Genomic DNA, 18,698 nt, shown 5'->3' on the forward strand with positions numbered 1-18,698 from the left:
CAACCGGTCAGTCCCCGGTGGGGGTATAGGTGAATGGGAACACGATACCCTTCGCCCGTCCGGGAAGAATGACATCGAAAGAAAGTTCAAGGGCTTGCCGGCTGGGAAGCTCCGCGAAGGCTCCCCAGGTCACAGTCCCGGCGATCAACATCGGTTCGAGGTTCAGCCGGGTGTTCCCGATGTGGCCAAGTTCCATGAGCTTGACCGACACGCGCGCCGCTTCGATCCGCGCGCCGGTTGTGGCATCGAACAGGGCGAGGACGAGATGATATTGATTGCGACCCTCGGGAACGCCGCCATGCATCGTGCCTTCGGAATGGGAGCTTGGATGACCCCGGACGATCGCGGCGGGCAAGACACCGAGGTAGGCGAGTACGTCGTCGACGACCATGGAATTGGCGTCGGCGGCATCCTGTGCTGGCGCGGACATGGGCAAGGCAAGAGCGGCGATTCCTGCACAGGAAAGCGCCAAAAGACTGCGTCGCGACAGCTGAGGCAGCGCGAGGGTCATGCCGTCGCTTCCCGCAGGCCTTGGGGGAGCGGTGCGTTCGGGGAGCGGCGTACCACGCCTTCGAGCCGTGTCCGCTTCAGAAGCAGGGCGTTGACCGCGACCAGGGCCGAACTGCCCGACATCGAGATCGCGGCAACTTCGGGGCTGATCGTGAAGGGGTAGAACACGCCCGCCGCCACTGGAAACGCCACGACGTTGTAGGCTACCGCCCAGAACAGGTTCTGGTGCATCTTTCGCAGGGTCGCGCGCGACAGCACGATCGCGCCCAGCACGTCATAGGGATCGCTCTTCATCAGCACCACGTCGGCGCTTTCCATCGCCACATCGGTGCCCGCACCAATGGCGAAGCCGACATCGGCCTGGGTCAGCGCCGGGGCGTCGTTGACGCCGTCCCCCACCATGCCGACCTTCTTGCCCTGCGCCTGCAATTCCTTGACCTTGTCGGCCTTCTGCCCCGGCAGGACATCCGCGAGCACGATGTCAATGCCCAGTTCGCCCGCGATGCGCGCCGCCGTTCCGGCGTTGTCTCCGGTCAGCATGGCGACCTGGACTCCGCGTTCGCGCAGCTTGGCCACGGTTTCCTTGGCACTGGGGCGCAGCGCGTCGGCAATCGCGATCAGGCCAAGGATGCGGCCACCCTCGGCGACATGCACCACCGTCCGGCCCGCGCCCTTCAGCGTGTCGGCGCGGTCGGTCAAGGCACCGAGCGACACCTTCTCCTCGTCCATCAGCCGCCGGTTGCCGACCAGCACCGCCTTGCCCGCCACCTCGGCCTTGGCACCGCGACCGTCGAGGGTCTCGAATGCCGTCATCGCGCCAAGCGTCAGGTTCTCGGCGCGTTCGACGATGGCAACGGCAAGCGGATGGTCTGAGCCCTTGTCCACCGCCGCCGCCGCCGCCAGAACCTCGTCCTCGGTCCGGCCTTCGGTGGCCACCACTTCGACGACCTTGGGCTGGCCCATGGTCAGGGTGCCGGTCTTGTCGAAGATCACCACGTCAAGTTTCGTGGCATCCTCCAGGGCGCTGGCATTCTTGAACAGGATGCCGTTCATCGCGCCAAGGCCGGTGCCGACCATGACCGCCATCGGCGTCGCCAGCCCCAGGGCATCGGGGCAGGCGATGACGAAGACAGTGATCGTCAGCGTCAGCGCGAACAGGAGTTCGGCCCCGATCCAGCCATACCAGACGGCAAAGGTGCCGACGCCGATGACGATGGCGACCAGCACCAGCCACTGCGAGGCCCGGTCGGCCAGAAGCTGCGCCGGGGCCTTGGAGTTCTGCGCCTCCTGCACCAGCTTGACGATCTGCGCCAGTGCTGTGTCGGCGCCGACCTTGGTGGCGGTATAGCGGAAGGTGCCCGACTTGTTGATCGTGGCCCCGATCACCATGCTGCCGACGCCCTTCTGCACCGGCATGGATTCCCCAGTCAGCATCGACTCGTCGACCAGAGACGTACCCTCGATCACTTCGCCATCAACGGGGATCTTGTTGCCGGGCCGGATCACCACAGTTTCGCCTTGCAGGACCTCGGCTGTCGGCATTTCGACCTCGCGGCCGTCGCGGATCACCGTCGCCATCGGCGGGGCGAGGTCGAGGAGCGCCCTGATCGCCTCGGACGCCCCGGCGCGGGCCCGCATCTCGAGCCAGTGGCCGAGCAGGATGAACACCAGAAGGACCGCAACCGCCTCGTAGAACTGCACGCCGGGAAAAAAGAAGGTCGAGCCGACGCTGAAGGCATATCCTGTGCCAACCGACAGTACGACCAGCACCGCCATGTTCAGGATGCCGTTCCGTAGCGCCCGCCAGGCGGCGACGACAAAGGGCCAGACCGGCCAGATCACCGCGATGCTCGCCAGGATGAACAGCCAGAGGTCAAGCCGCAGGCCAAAGGGCGGGGCGGGGGGGGTGAACATGCCGCCCATCGGGGAGTAGATGAAGATCGGGATGGTGAAGACCAGCGCCACCCAGAAGCGGTTGCGCATGTCGCGCACCATCGACTGCATGTCGCCCGACCCGTGGCCCATCTCATGCGCCATCTCGTCATGGGCGGTGGGGTGGGCGATGGCGGATTTCGCCATGCCGGGCAACATTCTGGGCATCGAAGCCATGTCATGCCCGGCATGCACCGAAGCTCCGGCCGCCGCCTGGCCCTCATGGCTGCCGTGTTCGGCACAGACATGCCGCGGCAGCACTTCGCCCGCGCAGTGGTAGCCGCAGTCCTCGACAGCCTGACGCAGCGCTTCCACGCTGGTCCTGCTGTCGTCGAAGGTGACGCTGATCGACAGGCCGACCGGACTGGCAGAGGCAGACAGCACACCCGGCAGTGCGGCAAGCTGCTTTTCGATGCCGAGATGGCCCAGCCGATCCGCCGAAGCGTTGAAGTCGAGTGTGGCCGTGGTTGTCATTGTACGTCGTCCCTCGTTGGCTGATCTGGGCTGCGGCGCGCCGGGCATTGCGGCGCGTCGCAGTGGCGTTCCGTCAGGAGCAGCAGCAACCTGAGCCGTGCTTCGCTTTCGGCCTGTCTGCGGACGCGTCGGCGCCTGTCGCCTTGGCCCGCTCGACATGCTGGTCGTTTGATGCGCGTTCGGACGATGTGGCGTCAAGGCCATGCTCTCCGTGCGACCCACAGCAGCCGCCTGCGGCAGATTTCGTCTCTGCTTGCAGTCTGGTTTCCGGTTTGGTCATTCTGGATCTCCAGGGTCAGGGGTTGATCTTTCGGCGGACTGTCCCGCTCAGGGGACTCGCCGTGGTAAGGACGCGGCGCGTCCGCGACCATTACACCGGCGAACCCTCTGCAGATCCTCCGGAAGTCAGCCTGAGCGTTCGCGCCCTGTCGCAGGCACAGTCAAGAAAGCCGTGCTCCGGGCAGGTCAGGCACATGGCGACCAGCAGGTCCCGCAGCTTTGCGCGCGCGCGATGCAAACGGACCGCAAGTGTCGCTTCGCTGATGTTCAGGGCGCGGGCGACTTCCGCTCGCGGCTGCTCGTCAAGATCAATCCGCCAGACAATGTCGGCCGCCGCCGGGGGAAGAAGGCTGATCACATCCCGCAGGCACGCGCAGACGGCGACATCGACCTCACCGTCGGGACCGGCCGCGGGATCTGCTTCCTCTGACGGAGTGGCGGGCACTTCCTGACTGCGCCGACGACTGGAACGCCTATGATGGTCCGCGATAGCAGTCGAGAGCAGGCGGCTCAGCCAGCCACGCACATTTTGCGCGTCGCGCAGATCGTCGGCGCGCCTGATCGCTCGCAAAGAAAATTCCTGCATCACGTCGCGTGCTTCATCGGCATTCCTCAACCGATTGACGAGGAATCCGAAAATCCGGCGATGGCCCTCGACTAAGGCTGCTTCGACCGCTGCGCGCTGCGCGCTGACTCCGGGATTTGGGTGCTGATCCTGATCGTCACTGACCTTGGCCGTCCTGATAGTACCCGTCATGCGAAACCTTCTTCTCCTGTTCGGGTAACGTGCGGACCCGGCACCCGGACAGAGAAGCCGGAAAAATCGGGATTGGAGCCCGCCGCTGTCCCGATTGCGCCAGTGTGGCCGGACGGGCCCGTCAGCGCGTCGCGCAAGGCGCGACGGGCGCGCAGGATACGGACGTTCAGCGTTCCGATCGAGACGTTCAACTGGCGCGCAAGAGCGTCTCTGGTCTGATCACGCAAATAAAGGCCACGGATCAGCTCTGCCTGGTCGGGACGGATGCGCGCCAGGGCCTGCTCAATGTCCGTCAACTGCCCGTCAGCCGAATCGGCTTCTGCCAAGTCTGGCTCCATGCCGTCAGATGCGGAAAGCGCGGTAGTGTGGATTGCGTAGGTGGCATCGGCCCGGCGGCGCGCATCACACCGACGGTAATGATCAAAAAGTGTATTGCGCAACACGCGGGATAGCCAAGCTTCGGTGTTGTGAATCGTGCCGACGCGGCGGGAAGCCCGAATGACCTTCAGGTTGAAGTCCTGCAGAAGATCTTCCGCAGTGTCCGGGTCGCTCACCCGGCGGCGCAGATAGTTCAGGTAGTTACCGCGTCTGGCGACAATTCTTGTGCACGGGTCGGGCTCAACGGGCTGCGGAAGCGGGAGGTCGGACCGAAAGATCTCGGTGTAAAGCATGGCGATTTCCGTTCGCAAAGTCTCGTGAATGGAACCCGGTCATGACAATGACGATCGACGATGATCAGCCAACGGCAGACGGAATTCCGGTTTCAGGCGAGTTGCGAAACGGCGTTTGGTGGACGAAGCAGTCCGCTTGGCCGATGCTGAGTTCGGCACGAGAGTTCCAGACGCACCCAGTGGCTTCCGAGAGCGACGATCGGCACAGGCGCGTTGCCTGATCCGCTGGCCGGAACGGCATATTGAAGATGGCAATGACTACCGAGACTGCCAGACGAAGTGGGGCATTCATGCGGAGACATTGCTGCTACATTCACGATGGCAGATCTGTGTTGGTCGCTCTGCCTTGCCTGATGCGGCTCCATCGGGGCCACGGAACCGAGCATTATCGCCAAGCCCAGTATTGCGACGAGGAACGCCATGCAGATTGCATGCGCTTCCCGGCGGAAATCTGATGGGGCGTTGGATGTCATGTAGTCACTCTACGTCGCGTGGACGAGAGCAACATTGACCAAGATCAACCCGTGCAGAGGCATGTCGAGGGCGGAGCGGATGAACCAAATGTCGCCGATAGCCTGTAATATCTCGGCAGCTTGAGCGTCTCCTTCCATGCACGGCCAGCAAATGCGTGACCTTGGAGGCAAGCAATGCATCAGCATGATCAAACACAGAAGCCGGATGACCCCGCAGCGTGGTACAAGACACGTTGGGGATTGGCATTGGTTGGGTTCGTTGCGCTGAGCGCGCTGCTCCTCCTTTACGAGCACCGGCTGCACATTCCCTTTGGAAATCTGCTGGTGATCTTGCCGCTGTTCGCCTGTATCGGCCTGCATTCCCTGATGCACGGCGGGCACGGCGGCCATGGCGGGCGCGGAGGCCACAGCGGTCTTGGCGGTCGGTCAGGCGATGTCACCGGCCCGGCGACGGAGAAGCCTCCCGAAAACAGCGAGGGAGGCCCGCGATGACCCCGGATACCGCACCTGCCTACGGGCTATGGCTTCTCGCGTTTGTAAATGCGGCCGTCTTCATCATGTTTGCCTTGAGTTTTAGCAAGCCGCAGACGCCGAGGGATTGGCGCAGCTTTGGCGCGTTCAGCGCTTTTCTGGTCGCTCTCTTTGCCGAGATGTACGGCTTTCCGCTGACCATCTATCTGCTTTCTGGCTGGCTTGGCACCACCTACCCTGGCATCGACTGGTTCTCGCACGATGCTGGCCACCTGCCCGAGATGATGTTCGGCTGGCGAGGCAGTCCGCATTTTGGACCGTTCCACCTTCTGAGCTACTTGCTGATCGGTGGAGGTTTCTGGCTGCTCTCGGTCGCGTGGCCGGTGCTTTACAAGGCGCAGCGCGCCGGGCGGCTGGCCACGACCGGGCCCTACGCCCGCATCCGGCATCCGCAGTATGTGGGCTTTGTGCTGATCCTGACCGGCTTTCTGGTGCAGTGGCCAACCATCCTGACCTTGGCGATGTATCCGGTGCTTGTCTGGATGTACCTCCGCCTTGCCCGCAGCGAGGAGGCCGAGGCGCGCGAGCGGTTTGGCGCGGAATATGACGCCTGGGCAAGCCGGGTGCCTGCCTACTTGCCGACAAGCCGTCCCGAAAGCGGGGCGACTTCCTGATCGTCGGCCTCTCCCAACAAGGGCGGCGGCGCAGAGGCTCTATTCCCGCCCGAGCAGAATGGAACACAGAATGAGCGACATCGACACCAACTCGGGAACCGACCGGCTGGCCGACCGCTTTCCGACCGCCTACACGATCCTCTTCGCGCTGATCGTGCTGGTCGCGGGCCTGACCTGGGTCATCCCCGCCGGCCGCTTCGACCGGGTGGAGAACGAGGCCGTCGGCCGCGAGATCGCGGTCGCGGGCACCTACAAGACGGTCGAGGCCAACCCGCAGGGGGTCATCGACATCGTGATGGCGCCGGTCGCGGGCTTCTACGATCCCGACAGCTATGCCGCCAACGCCATCGACGTGGCGCTGTTCGTCCTGCTGTTGGGCGGGTTCCTGGGGGTCGTGAACGCCACCGGCGCCATCGACACCGGCATCCGCCGGGCGATGTCCGGGCTGAAGGGGCGCGAGATCTGGATGATCCCCTTCCTGATGAGCCTCTTCGCGCTTGGCGGCACGACCTATGGCATGGCCGAGGAAACGCTGGCCTTCTACGGGCTTCTGGTGCCGGTGATGATCGCGGCGGGCTATGACTCGGTGACCGGTGCGGCGATCATCCTGCTGGGGGCCGGGATCGGCACGCTCGGCTCGACGATCAACCCCTTCGCCACGGTGATCGCCTCGAACGCCGCGGGCGTGGCCTTCACCGAGGGGCTGGCGCTGCGGCTGGTGATCCTGCTGGGCGGGCTGGTCATCTGCATCGCCTATGTCATGCGCTATGCGGCCCGCGTCCAGCGCGATCCGTCGCGGTCGCGGGTGGCCGACCTTGCCGCCGACCACCGCGCCGCCTTTACCGATGCCAGTGGGAAAAGTGCGGGTGACATGCTGACCGGCACCCAGTCGGTCGTCCTTGTCCTCTTTGCGCTGACCTTCGTCGCGCTGATCTGGGGGGTATCCTCGCAGGGCTGGTGGATGGCGCAGATGAGCGCGCTGTTCTTCGCCGCCGCCATCGTCGTCGGGCTGGTCGGACGGCTGGGCGAAAAGCGGCTGACCGGCGCCTTCATCGACGGGGCGCGCGACCTGCTGGGCGTGGCGCTGGTAATCGGGCTGGCGCGCGGCATCGTGGTGGTGATGGAACAGGGGCTGATCGCCGACACCATCCTGAACGCCGCCGCCGGGGCCGTCTCGGGCCTCTCGGACCTCGCGTTCATCAACCTTCTCTACTGGATCCAGGTGGGGATGAGTTTCTTCGTTCCGTCCTCCTCGGGCCTTGCGGTGCTGTCGATGCCGATCCTGGCGCCCTTGTCGGACTTTGCCGGGGTCGACCGGTCACTGGCCGTCACCGCCTATCAGTCGGCCAACGGGCTGGTGAACCTGATCAACCCGACCTTCGCGGTGGTGATCGGCGGGCTGGCCATCGCGCGGGTGCCTTACGAGCGCTGGCTGGGGTTTGTCTGGCCGCTCCTGCTGATCCTGACTGTCTTCATCATGGCCGCGCTCAGCGTCGCCACCTATCTCTGACCGGAGACTCCCCATGTCCGAACCAACCCTCGGCGTCCATTCCGAGTCCGGCCGACTGCGCCAGGTGATCGTCTGTCGCCCCGGCCTCGCCCACCGCCGCCTGACGCCGGAAAACTGCGACGATCTTCTGTTCGACGACGTGTTCTGGGTCAAGCAGGCGATCAGGGACCACGCGGTCTTCACCGACCTGATGCGCGCCGAAGGCATCGATGTGCTGGACGCGAACGACCTTCTGGCGGAAACGCTGGACATCCCGGCGGGCCGCGCCTTCGTCCTTGACCACCGGATCACGCTGACCACCGTGGGCGCGGGCATGGTGGAACCCCTGCGCCTGTGGATGGAGGCACTGCCGGGGGCCGATCTGGCGCGCTGGCTGATCGGCGGGCTGACGGTGGGCGACCTGCCCTTTGCCCCAGAGGGGTTGTTCGGGGCCTGGCTTGGCAAGGCGGGCTTCATTCTGCCACCCTTGCCCAACATGATCTTCACCCGCGACAACAGCGCCTTCGTCCACGGCGGCGTGTCGCTGAACCCGATGTTCTGGGCAGCGCGGAAGCCCGAGACGCTGCTCACCACCGCGATCTACCGCCACCATCCGAAATTCGCCGGCCGGGTGCGCGAGTTGTTCGGCGATCCCACCCGCGATTTCGGCCCGGCGAGCCTTGAGGGCGGCGACATCATGCCGGTGGGCCGCGACACCGTGCTGGTCGGCATGGGCGAGCGATCCTCGGCCCAGGGCATCGGGCTTTTCGCGCAGGCTTTGTTCGACCAGGGCGCGGCGTCCCGCGTCGTCGCCTGTCGCCTGCCGCGCACCCGCTCGGCGATGCATCTCGACACCGTGTTCACCTTCTGCGGCGGCGATGTGGTGACAACGTTCAAGGAGGTCGCCGACGGCATCACCTGCTTCGACCTGCGCCCCGACGGGCCGGGCAAGCCGTTCCGCGTCACCGAGGACCGCCGCCCGATCTTCGAGGTCGTGGCCGAGATCATCGGTTACAAGAAGCTCAGGATCGTGCCCACCGGCGGCAGCGACCCGGCCGAGCGCGCCCGCGAACAGTGGAACGACGGCAACAACGTGGTGGCGCTCCGCCCCGGCGTGATCGTCGGCTACGACCGCAACGACGACACCAACGCCATGCTGCGCGCCGAAGGCATCGACGTGCGCGAGATGCCGGGGGCCGAGCTTGGCCGGGGCCGGGGTGGCGGCCATTGCATGACATGTCCGACGATCCGCGACCCGGCCTGACACCGAAGGAAAAGAACCATGAGCTTCAACCTGCGCAACCGTCATTTCCTGACCCTGCGGGACTATACCCCGGCGGAAGTCGGCTTCCTGCTGAAACTCTCCGCCGACCTCAAGGCCGCCAAATACGCCGGGACCGAACAGCCGCTGCTGAAGGGCCGCGAGATCGCGCTGATCTTCGAGAAGGATTCCACCCGCACTCGCGTCGGCTTCGAGGTCGCCGCCCATGACCAGGGCGCACATGTCACCTATCTCGGCCCCACGGGCAGCCACATCGGCCACAAGGAGAGCGTGAAGGACACTGCCCGTGTCCTGGGCCGGGTCTATGACGCGATCGAATATCGCGGTTTCGGCCAGGAGATCGTCGAGACGCTGGCCCGGCACGCGGGCGTGCCGGTCTACAACGGCCTGACCGACCAGTTCCACCCGACCCAGGTGCTGGCCGATTTCCTTACTATGCAGGAACATGCCGAAAAGCCGCTGAGGAAGATCGCCTTCGCCTTCCTTGGCGATGCGGGCAACAACGTCGGCGAAAGCCTGTTGATCGGCGGGGCCAAGATGGGCATGGACGTGCGGTTGGGCGGGCCCAAGGCCTGCTGGCCGAAGAAACCGGTGATCGACGAGGCCGAGGCCATCGCGAAGGAGACCGGCGCGCGGATCACCGTGACCAAGGACCCGGACGAAGCGGTGAAGGGCGCGGATTTCCTGTATACCGATGTCTGGCTGTCGATGGGCGAGGCCAAGGAAAAATGGGCCGAACGCATCAAGCTGCTGACCCCCTGGCGGATCGACGCTGCGATGATGGCCCGCACCGGCAACCCGCGGGCGCGGTTCATGCACTGCCTGCCGGCCTTCCACAACACCGAAACGGCGGTAGGCCGCGAGATCGCCGAAACGTTCGGCCTGACCGAGATGGAGGTCAGCGACGAGGTGTTCGAAAGCCCGGCCTCGGTGGTATTCGACCAGGCCGAGAACCGGCTGCACACGATCAAGGCGGTGCTGGTCGCCACGCTGGGGGGCTGAGGCGATGCTGGTGGTCGCGGCGCTTGGCGGCAACGCGCTTTTGCGCCGGGGCGAGCCGATGACGGCGGAAGCTCAGCGCGCCAATGCGGCGCGGGCGGCGGTGGCATTGGCCGGGCTGGTGCGGGCCGGGCATGATCTGGTGGTGACCCATGGCAACGGCCCGCAGGTCGGCCTCTTGGCCTTGCAGGGTGCGGCCTACAGGCCCGATGCGCCCGATCCGCTGGACCTGCTGGGCGCCGAAACCGAAGGCATGATCGGCTATCTGATCGAGCAGGAGCTGGAAAACGCCCTTGGCCACGACCGCCCGGTCGCAGCGCTGCTGACGCAGGTGCTGGTCGATCCTGCCGATCCCGCCTTTGCCCGCCCGACCAAGCCTGTCGGCCCGGTCTATGCCGAGGCCGAGGCAAAGCGGCTGGCGACCGCGCGCGGCTGGACCGTCGCCCCGGATGGTGCGTCGTGGCGGCGGGTCGTGCCTTCGCCGAAGCCGGTCGAAATCCCCGACCTGCAGGTGATCCGCCTGCTTCTGGCGCAGGGCGTGGTGGTGATCTGCGCGGGCGGCGGTGGCATTCCGGTGGTGCGGCGGGTCGACGGCAGCCTTTCAGGCATCGAGGCGGTGATCGACAAGGACCATGCCAGCGCGCTTCTGGCCCGAAACCTCGGGGCCGATGCCCTGCTCATGCTGACCGATGTGGACGGCGTGCAGGACGCCTTCGGCACGCCCGCTGCGCGCCGCATCCCGCGCCTCACCGCAGCCGAGGCGCAGCGGATGGCGCTGCCCGCGGGCTCGATGGGGCCGAAGGTCGCTGCCGGGCTGGCCTTCGTCGCTGCGGGTGGCAGGCTGGCGGGCATCGGTCGGCTGGAGGACGCGGGCGCGATCCTCATCGGCGCGGCCGGAACAGCGATCTCGGGATAGGGAAAGGACAAGTCCATGTGTCTTTCGGCAACGGTCAGTTTCACCGCCAGCGCACTGCTCACGGCGGGCGGGGCGGCCATCATCGTCAAGGCCGCGCGCAGCAACTGGCGCTACCTGCCGATCGGGCTGATGCCGCTTTTTGCCGGCATCCAGCAGTTCACCGAGGGCTTCGTCTGGGTCGGCGTCAACAGCGGCGACCACGGCACGATGGTCTGGGGCGCGATGGGCTTCATCTTCTTCACCTGGTTCATGTGGCCGTTCTGGATTCCCTTCTCGGTCTGGGTGCTGGAGCCGTCGGACAGCCGCCGCCGTCCGTGGTTCCTGGCGATGACCGGCGTGGGGCTGCTGCTTGGCCTGCTGCTCTACATTCCGCACGGCTTCGGCACCGACTGGCTGGTGGTCACGGTCAACCGCGACTCCCTGGCCTACGAAAACTCGATGCTGCTGGACCAGTTCCTGCCGCGCTGGGTCAGCTACGCGCTCTATGTCTTCCTGATCATCGCGCCGCCCGCCCTGTCGCGCTACCGGCACATGCGGCATTTTGCGCTGACAGTGGCGGTGGTGGTGATCGTTGACGTGACGCTCTTGCGCTATGCCTACATTTCGTTCTTCTGCCTCTTGGCGGGTCTGGCGACGATTCACCTCGCCTGGATCATCCTGACCAACAAATGCGCCGAAGAGTGTCCGGAACTCTTCGGACATCAGGCCGCGCCGGGCCGGGTCTGATCGGTGCCGGAAGGCACGGATGTAATCGCAGGCTGCCGTGCGCGTCTATTGACATATGAAACGCATCCGACCGGAGGATCCGAAATGACTCGTCCCGACTTCAGGCCGCTGTCAATCGTGCCGATGGGCGTCACCTTGTCTGGCTTTCTTTCGGCCACTTACGTCCTTTGCCTGCTCGCGGCGCTCGTCCTTCCGCCGCAGGGGATGCGCAGTGTATTGGAAGCGGTCATACCGGGCTTTGTCTGGCTGACCGCCACCAGTGCCGTCCTTGGGCTGCTTTGGGCCGTCTTCATCGGCTGGTACATTGCCGTCCTCTTCGTGCCGATCCGCAATTTCGCCTTCCGGCGGTTCGCCTGACGCAAGAAGCCGGAGCAACCAGCATGACGCCGCTTCCCCTGATCCTTCCGCTGCCAGGCAACGAGCGCTTTGCGCAGGATCTCGCCGCCTTCGGCGGAGAGGTCGGCGCAATCGAGACCCGGCGTTTTCCGGACGGCGAGACCTATCTGCGGCTGCTGTCGCCGGTGGCGGGGCGCGCGGTTGACCTGGTCGCCACGCTCGCCGGGCCGGACCCCGACTTCCTGCGCCTCGCCTTCGCCGCGGATGCTGCGCGGACGCAGGGGGCGGCGCGGGTGCGTCTGGTCGCGCCCTATCTTGCCTACATGCGCCAGGACAAAGCCTTCCGCTCCGGCGAGGCGGTGACCTCGGACACCTTCGCGCGGCTGGTCTCGTCGCTGTTCGACGGGCTGGTGACGGTCGACCCGCACCTGCACCGCCGGGCGGCGCTGACCGAGCTTTACAGCATTCCGGCGGCGGCGGTGCGGGCCGCCCCGGCGCTGGCCGACTGGATCGCCGCCGAAGTGCCGCGCCCGCTCCTGATCGGTCCGGATTCCGAAAGCGCACAATGGGTTGAAGCCATCGCCGAGCGGATCAGCGCGCCCTGGGCGGTGATGGAAAAGACCCGGCGCGGCGACTACGACGTGTCGGTAGAACTGCCCGACCTTGCCGGACATGCCATCTGCACCCCGGTGCTGGTCGACGACATCGCCTCGTCGGGGCGCACGCTGATCGCGGCGGCGGGGCTTCTGGCGGCGCGCGGCATGGCGCGGCCGGTCTGCGCCGTGGTCCACGCGCTGTTTGCCGGCGACGCCTATCCGCGGCTTCAGGCGGTCGCGGCGCGGGTGGTCTCCTGCGACAGCGTGCCCCATCCGTCGAACGCGATCCCGCTTGCCCCGCTTGTCGCGGCGGCACTGGCGGCGCTGCCCGAGCGGTCCGGAACCTGACAGGAGAATGCCCATGCTGACCCTCACCACCCACGGCGCCGCTGGAACCGTCACCGGATCGCGTCATCTTCTGACCCGCGGTAACCAGCGCATCCTGGTCGACTGCGGCATGTTCCAGGGCCTGAAGAACCTGCGCGACCTGAACTGGGAGCCGTTTCCGGTCGAACCGCGGTCGATCGGCGCGGTGGTCTTGACCCATGCCCATCTCGACCATTCCGGCTATCTGCCGAAGCTGGTGGCCGACGGCTTTCGCGGCCCGATCTACGCCACGCCCTCCACCCGGGCGGTGGCCGAACTCATCCTGCGCGACAGCGGCCACCTGCAGGAAAAGGACGCCGAATACGCCAATCGCAAGGGTTTTGCCAAGCACAAGCCCGCCAAGCCACTCTACGGCGTCAAGGAGGCCGAACAGGCGCTGAAGGCCTTTGTCGATGTCGATTTCCATGCGCCGACGACGATCCTCGGCGATGCGGAACTGACCTACCGGCACGCGGGCCACATCCTTGGCGCGGCGACCGCCGGCATCGACTGGGGCGGGCGCAAGGTGGTGTTCTCGGGCGATCTTGGCCGCTACGGCGACGAGGTGATGGTCGATCCCGAAGCGGTGGAGGAGGCCGACCATATCGTCATCGAATCCACCTACGGCAACCGCAGCCACGACCAGACCGACCCGGCCGAGGCGCTTGCGGCACTGATCTCGCGCACCGCCGCACGCGGCGGCACGGTGGTGATCCCGGCCTTCGCGGTCGGGCGGGCGCAGAGCCTGCTCTACTACATCTGGAAGCTGAAGCAGGGCGGGCGGTTCCGCGACCTGCCGGTCTATCTCGACAGTCCGATGGCGATCAACGCCAGCGAACTGCTGTGCACCTATCCCGACGACCACCGGCTGTCGCCCGGCATCTGCCGCGACGCCTGCGCCATCGCCACCTATGTCCGCGATGTCGAAGGGTCGAAGGCGATCACCGCCAATGCCTACCCGAAGATCGTGATTTCGGCCAGCGGCATGGCCACCGGCGGCCGCGTCCTGCACCATATCCGCGCCTTCGCGCCCGACCGGCGCAACCTGATCCTGTTCTCGGGCTTCCAGGCGGCGGGGACGCGCGGGCGCTCGATGGTCGACGGCGCTTCCGAAGTGAAGATGTTCGGCGAATGGGTGCCGGTGCGGGCCGAGGTCGCCAACCTGCCGATGCTGTCGGCCCATGCGGATGCGGGCGAGCTCTTGCGCTGGCTGGGCGGCTTCCGCGCCGCGCCGAAGCATGTCACCATTGTCCACGGCGAGCCCGACGCGGCCGAGGCGCTGCGGGTGAAGATCAGCCGCGAACTGGGCTGGCGCGCGGATGCGGCGCGACAGGGGCAGGAGTTCACGCTTTGACCCTTCGGGACGGCGGCGATCCGGCCCCGGCGCCGATGCGGCTGGTCCGGGTCGGGCTGCACAGCCAGGGCGAGCCATTGGCCCTGATGCGGACCGATTGCCATGTCTGCCGCTCCGAGGGGCTTCACGCCCGCGCCAGGGTCGAGATCGCGACCGGCGGGCGGCGCGTGACGGCACGGCTGCTTCAGGTCGAGGCGGGGCTTCTGAACCCGCACGAGATCGGCCTGTCGGAGGACGCCTGGATGCGCCTTGGTGCGACCGAGGGCGCGGTGGCGACGGTCCGCCCCGCCCCGCCGGCAGCGTCGATGTCGCTGGTGCGGCACAAGCTCTACGGCGGCGCGCTGGCGCAGAAAGATTTCACGGCGATCCTGGGCGATGTGCAGGCTGGGCTTCTGAGCGACGTCCAGCTTGCCACCTTCCTTTCAGCCGGGGCTGCGCTGCCGCTGGATGACGAGGAAACCACTGCGCTGACGCGCGCCATGGTCGTGGTCGGCGACCGGTTGTCCTGGGACGCGCCGCGCGTCATGGACAAGCATTGCGTCGGCGGGCTGCCGGGCAACCGTACGACGCCGATCGTGGTGGCGATCGCCGCGGCCTGCGGTCTGGTGATCCCCAAGACCTCGTCGCGCGCCATCACCTCGCCCGCCGGAACGGCCGACACGATGGAGACGCTGGCGCCGGTCGATCTCGACCTGCCCGCGATCCGCCGCGTGGTGGAAGCCGAGGGCGGGTGCATTGTCTGGGGCGGCGCGGTCCGGCTCAGCCCGGCCGACGACGCCTTCGTGCGGATCGAGCGCGAGATCGACATCGACGCCGAAGGTCAGCTTATCGCCTCTGTCCTGTCGAAGAAGGTCGCCGCCGGATCAACCCATGTCGTCATCGACATTCCCGTCGGCCCGACCGCCAAAGTGCGGACCGCCGAGGCGGCGCGTGGGCTCGCGACCCGGCTGTCGCTGGTGGGCGCAAGGCTGGGCCTGAAGGTTGCTTGCCTACTGACCGACGGAAGCCAGCCGGTCGGGCGCGGCATCGGCCCAGCCCCGGAGGCGCGGGACGTTCTTGCCGTCCTGCGCGGCGAGCCCGAAGCGCCGCTGGACCTGGCCGAGCGCGCTCTGGCCTTGTCGGCGGTTCTGCTTGAAACCGGCGGGGCGGCGGCGCCCGGCACCGGTGCCGATCTTGCGCGGGCGGTTCTGTCCGACGGTCGCGCCTGGGCCAAGTTCGCCGCCATCTGCGAGGTGCAGGGTGGCCTGCGCCAGCCGCCCGAGGCGGCCCAGATCCGCGCGGTGACGGCACACTTCGCCGGGCAGATCACCGCCATCGACAACCGGCGTCTGGCCCGGCTGGCCAAACTGGCCGGGGCGCCGGGAAACCCCGCCGCCGGACTTGTCCTTGCGGTTCATGTCGGCGACACGGTCGCAAAGGGCCAGCCGCTGTTTCATCTTCATGCGGCCAGCACCGGGGAAATCGCCTATGCCATCGACTACTGGACCGGCGCACCCGCCATCACCGTCGCCGGGTGACCGGCCCGGCCGGCTTGGTCGCGGCACGGTCGCCAGTCTGCTTGCGGTCGCGACGCTGACGGCGCTGTGCTACCCGCTCCTCTCGGTCGGTCTGACCTATGCGCCGCCGTTCCAGTTCGCAGTATTGCGCGCCGGGACCGCGGGGCTTGCGCTGCTGATGCTGGCCCTCATGCTGCGCCGTCCCTTTCCCCAGACCCGTGGGTTATGGCTTCGCGTGGCGCTGTCCGGCCTGTCGGCGACGACTATCGGGTTCGCCGCAATGTTCGGCGCTGCAGGCTTGGTAGCGCCTGGCATCGCGACCGTGGTGGCAGGAACACAGCCTATCGTCGCAGCCCTGCTCGCCTTGGCGATGTTCGGCCAGCCCTTCAAAGCGAGGCAAGCCGCCGGTATGTCCATCGCGCTGGCGGGGATCGCGACGATGACACTTCAGGACATCTGGGCAGGCGGCTCAACGGCGGCCTTGGGTGTTGTGTTGGTCATGGCGGCAACTCTTGGCACCGCTTTCGGCAATGCTCTTACCAAGCGGTTTGCCTCGGATGTGGATCCGGTCGCGGCTGCGGCGGTTCAGCTTCTGCTTGGCGCAGTTCCTCTCGCGCTTCTGGCTTTTCTGACCGAATCATGGTCGTCGCAGATCCTGAACCCCAGCTTTTTTGCGCTGGTGGCAGTCCTTGGCATCGGTGGCACGGCGGTCACATTCACACTGTGGATCGCAGTTCTGAAGGACTGTCCGCTGAACGCCGCGAACGCCTTCAACTTCCTCGCCCCGCCGATCGGTGTTGCGATCAGTGTCGTGTTCGTGGGCGAGAGCCTCGCGCCATCAACAATAGCAGGAATGGCCCTGACGCTCATCGGGATCGCGCTTGCCCTCTCACGCAGAAAATAGGGGTATCGGTGGGAGTCTTGGAATGCGATCATCATGGTGCTGTTTCCTGTTCAACCCATCCCATGCAAACTGTGCAGACTGCCCGTCAGAAGAATTGGAATCACCATAGGCCCGGCAACGACAAGAACCAGCGCGCGCTCCCACCATTGCCGCAGCCGCGCGCACAAAAGGGCGGTTAGCGTGACCGCCAAAGTTGCTTCGAACACGCCGAAGATATCTCCGTAGAAGCGACTGTCCCAGTAGCTGACTGGACTTTGGAACACCCAGTCGGAAACAGGCCAGAACTGGCTACGGGCGTCGTCGTGATGGGTCAGGAAGTCCGCAAGGGCATGCAGGAGACCGGCACCCGCGAAGGCGCGCAGTATGATCTGTCTGCGCCAGACAGCCAACCCGAGCAGCCCTCCCCAGATAAAGAAGCTGTGGTCAATCGCAAAGACCGACTGCCAGGTCTCCGAGAAGAAAAGCGTGCTGAAGACCTCATGTTCTGGCACGCCAACAACCCGGGTCGCCCAGAGCACCATCGCAAACATCGGCATGTCCGGGGCTAGCCCTCCTGCGAGCGCTGCGATCAAGGTTGCCGGTGCTAGTGGCCGCGCGAAGACGGCAGCCCCGATCAGCATGTGCGACGGCGTGTTCATGACCTCAGCAGACCGGGTCCGGCATGGATGCTTCGTCCTCTGCAATCCGGCGCAGCAGCGCATAGGGGATCGCGCCGTTCAGGACGGTCCGTCCCACCACCAAGCCGGGAGTGCCGACAAACCCGAATATGTCGGCAAGTGCCCGCGTCCGGTCGAGGTCTGCCTGCACGTCAGGCGAGACCATGTCGCGGGCCAGCCGGTCGGCGTCGAGACCGACGTCGGCCGCCACGCGCAGGACTGAGGCCTCCTCGGCCACGAGCGGTGTTCGCATGAAGCGGCGGCGAAGCTCCTGCTGCTTGCCTTGCCGTGCAGCCGCGACCGAAGCGCGCGCGGCAAGCTCGGAGGGCGGTCCGAAGATGGGGAGTTCATGTTGGACAAAGCGGAAGGAGGCAGGAAATTCGACCAGCAATGTGTCGAGGTCCCGCTCCAGCGCCCGGCAGTAGGGGCAGCGGAACTCGCTGAAATAGGCAATCGGCACGACCCCCGGCGTCACGTGGGTGCCAAAGAGGGCAGGGCAGGGGTCGACACGCACAACGTCAGCACGCGCGCGGCGTTGGTCTGCATCTTCTGACGGCGGATCGAGGCCAACAAATGCCGGCGTTGCTCCGGACGTTTGGCCACTCCCTTCAAGGCGGCGAAACGGCGGCAGATCCGCAATGTCGGCATAGCGCGGCCCGCGGCCCGGGAGCCGGTCCCAGGGAAGGGCACGCAGACCATAGATAAGGGCAACGATCCCGCCGAAGACGAGAAGGTCGCGGCGCCTCACGTTCACATCACAGTCACCGGTGTTCCAACCGGCACCTGTTCGTAGAGCTGGATCACATGCTCGTTCAGCATCCGGATACAACCGTTCGAGACGGACTGACCGATTGACCACGGCTCGGTCGTGCCATGGATACGATAGTAGGTATCGCGCCCTTCCCGGTAAAGGTAGAGCGCGCGCGCCCCAAGGGGGTTGTTCGGCCCGCCGGGGACACCATCGGCGAACTGGGCATAACGGTCAGGATTGCGGCGGATCATGTCGTTCGTCGGACGCCAGGACGGCCATTCGGCCTTGCGCTCGATGATCGCGGACCCCCTGAAGGCAAGCCCGGCCTTGCCGACACCGACTCCGTAGCGGATCGCCCGCTCGGTATCGAAGACGTGGTACAGAAAGAAGCTTCGCGGGAACACGAGGATCTGTCCGGGCGCGTGCTGCTCGCGGACGCGCACCTCGCGGGGCTGGAATTCGTCGGCCAGCACAAACGGCTCTGCGGTATGGGCCCGAAGGATGGTGGGCGAGGACAGCGCTGCAAGTGCGGCCCCGCCAATGAGGAAGCGTCGGGAAATCATGCTATCTCCTGAGAGGAACGAAA

General features: G+C 66.2%; 19 protein-coding genes. 12 read left to right on the top strand and 7 right to left on the bottom strand.

The genetic code is table 11. The features are described from left to right. Positions 1-7 precede the first annotated feature (7 nt). The 4 genes from I7S92_RS17345 to I7S92_RS17360 all read right to left on the bottom strand — a co-directional run bounded on the left by I7S92_RS17345 (position 8) and on the right by I7S92_RS17360 (position 4,623). Positions 8-511: a hypothetical protein gene (locus I7S92_RS17345; protein ID WP_174212417.1), complete on the bottom strand. Its 504-nt coding sequence runs from the start codon at positions 509-511 to the stop codon at positions 8-10. Continuing rightward, complete coding sequence (locus tag I7S92_RS17350) at positions 508-2,916, bottom strand: heavy metal translocating P-type ATPase (RefSeq protein ID WP_197646661.1); 2,409 nt, start codon at positions 2,914-2,916, stop codon at positions 508-510. The genes I7S92_RS17345 and I7S92_RS17350 overlap by 4 nt, the downstream gene beginning before the upstream one ends. 370 nt (positions 2,917-3,286) lie before the next feature. After that, a complete protein-coding gene (locus tag I7S92_RS17355; RefSeq protein ID WP_174212419.1) occupies positions 3,287-3,952 on the bottom strand; it encodes an RNA polymerase sigma factor in 666 nt (221 codons plus the stop codon). Then, a complete protein-coding gene (locus tag I7S92_RS17360) occupies positions 3,949-4,623 on the bottom strand; it encodes an RNA polymerase sigma factor (RefSeq protein ID WP_197646663.1) in 675 nt (224 codons plus the stop codon). Before I7S92_RS17360 ends, I7S92_RS17355 begins: the two co-directional genes overlap by 4 nt. A gap of 647 nt (positions 4,624-5,270) precedes the next feature. Between I7S92_RS17360 and I7S92_RS17365 the strand changes: the two genes are divergently transcribed. The 12 genes from I7S92_RS17365 to I7S92_RS17420 all read left to right on the top strand — a co-directional run bounded on the left by I7S92_RS17365 (position 5,271) and on the right by I7S92_RS17420 (position 16,705). Next, complete coding sequence (locus tag I7S92_RS17365) at positions 5,271-5,588, top strand: DUF2933 domain-containing protein (RefSeq protein ID WP_197646665.1); 318 nt, start codon at positions 5,271-5,273, stop codon at positions 5,586-5,588. Continuing rightward, positions 5,585-6,241 carry a methyltransferase family protein gene (locus I7S92_RS17370; protein ID WP_197646667.1) on the top strand — a complete coding sequence of 219 codons (657 nt, stop codon included), beginning with the start codon at positions 5,585-5,587 and terminating at the stop codon, positions 6,239-6,241. The genes I7S92_RS17365 and I7S92_RS17370 overlap by 4 nt, the downstream gene beginning before the upstream one ends. A 70-nt stretch (positions 6,242-6,311) precedes the next feature. After that, entirely contained in the window at positions 6,312-7,751 is a 1,440-nt protein-coding gene (locus I7S92_RS17375) for a YfcC family protein (RefSeq protein ID WP_197646669.1), read from the top strand. A 13-nt stretch (positions 7,752-7,764) separates the two neighbouring features. Next, complete coding sequence (locus tag I7S92_RS17380; RefSeq protein ID WP_197646671.1) at positions 7,765-8,994, top strand: arginine deiminase; 1,230 nt, start codon at positions 7,765-7,767, stop codon at positions 8,992-8,994. Positions 8,995-9,012: 18 nt separating this feature from the next. Continuing rightward, positions 9,013-10,014: an ornithine carbamoyltransferase gene (gene argF, locus I7S92_RS17385; protein ID WP_197646672.1), complete on the top strand. Its 1,002-nt coding sequence runs from the start codon at positions 9,013-9,015 to the stop codon at positions 10,012-10,014. A gap of 4 nt (positions 10,015-10,018) precedes the next feature. Beyond that, positions 10,019-10,927 (top strand): carbamate kinase, encoded by a 909-nt coding sequence (arcC, locus tag I7S92_RS17390; protein WP_197646673.1) that lies wholly within the window; start codon positions 10,019-10,021, stop codon positions 10,925-10,927. A gap of 15 nt (positions 10,928-10,942) precedes the next feature. Next, positions 10,943-11,653, top strand: coding sequence for a DUF6629 family protein (locus I7S92_RS17395; RefSeq protein ID WP_197646674.1), 711 nt, complete (start codon positions 10,943-10,945; stop codon positions 11,651-11,653). 84 nt (positions 11,654-11,737) lie between these two features. Beyond that, on the top strand, positions 11,738-12,010 hold the full coding sequence (locus I7S92_RS17400; protein ID WP_197646675.1) for a hypothetical protein: 273 nt from the start codon (positions 11,738-11,740) through the stop codon (positions 12,008-12,010). A gap of 23 nt (positions 12,011-12,033) precedes the next feature. Then, entirely contained in the window at positions 12,034-12,933 is a 900-nt protein-coding gene (locus I7S92_RS17405) for a ribose-phosphate diphosphokinase (RefSeq protein WP_197646676.1), read from the top strand. A gap of 13 nt (positions 12,934-12,946) precedes the next feature. After that, the gene (locus tag I7S92_RS17410) at positions 12,947-14,305 is read left to right on the top strand and encodes an MBL fold metallo-hydrolase RNA specificity domain-containing protein (RefSeq protein ID WP_197646677.1); all 1,359 of its coding nucleotides are present in this window, start codon (positions 12,947-12,949) and stop codon (positions 14,303-14,305) included. Continuing rightward, a complete protein-coding gene (locus I7S92_RS17415) occupies positions 14,302-15,822 on the top strand; it encodes a thymidine phosphorylase family protein (RefSeq protein WP_242070260.1) in 1,521 nt (506 codons plus the stop codon). The genes I7S92_RS17410 and I7S92_RS17415 overlap by 4 nt, the downstream gene beginning before the upstream one ends. Beyond that, complete coding sequence (locus I7S92_RS17420; protein WP_197646678.1) at positions 15,773-16,705, top strand: DMT family transporter; 933 nt, start codon at positions 15,773-15,775, stop codon at positions 16,703-16,705. The genes I7S92_RS17415 and I7S92_RS17420 overlap by 50 nt, the downstream gene beginning before the upstream one ends. A gap of 50 nt (positions 16,706-16,755) precedes the next feature. Here I7S92_RS17420 and I7S92_RS17425 read toward each other — a convergent pair whose 3' ends face one another. From I7S92_RS17425 to I7S92_RS17435, 3 genes are read right to left on the bottom strand one after another with little or no spacing between them, the layout of a single operon-like run. Then, positions 16,756-17,343: a cobalamin biosynthesis protein CobQ gene (locus I7S92_RS17425; RefSeq protein WP_197646679.1), complete on the bottom strand. Its 588-nt coding sequence runs from the start codon at positions 17,341-17,343 to the stop codon at positions 16,756-16,758. Between the two features lie 4 nt (positions 17,344-17,347). Then, the gene (locus tag I7S92_RS17430) at positions 17,348-18,109 is read right to left on the bottom strand and encodes a DsbA family protein (RefSeq protein WP_197646688.1); all 762 of its coding nucleotides are present in this window, start codon (positions 18,107-18,109) and stop codon (positions 17,348-17,350) included. Between the two features lie 2 nt (positions 18,110-18,111). After that, on the bottom strand, positions 18,112-18,675 hold the full coding sequence (locus tag I7S92_RS17435) for a L,D-transpeptidase (RefSeq protein ID WP_028030801.1): 564 nt from the start codon (positions 18,673-18,675) through the stop codon (positions 18,112-18,114). Between the last annotated feature and the right edge of the window lie 23 nt (positions 18,676-18,698).

The sequence above is a fragment of the Tabrizicola soli genome (genome assembly GCF_015999335.1).
Lineage (GTDB): Bacteria > Pseudomonadota > Alphaproteobacteria > Rhodobacterales > Rhodobacteraceae > Tabrizicola > Tabrizicola soli.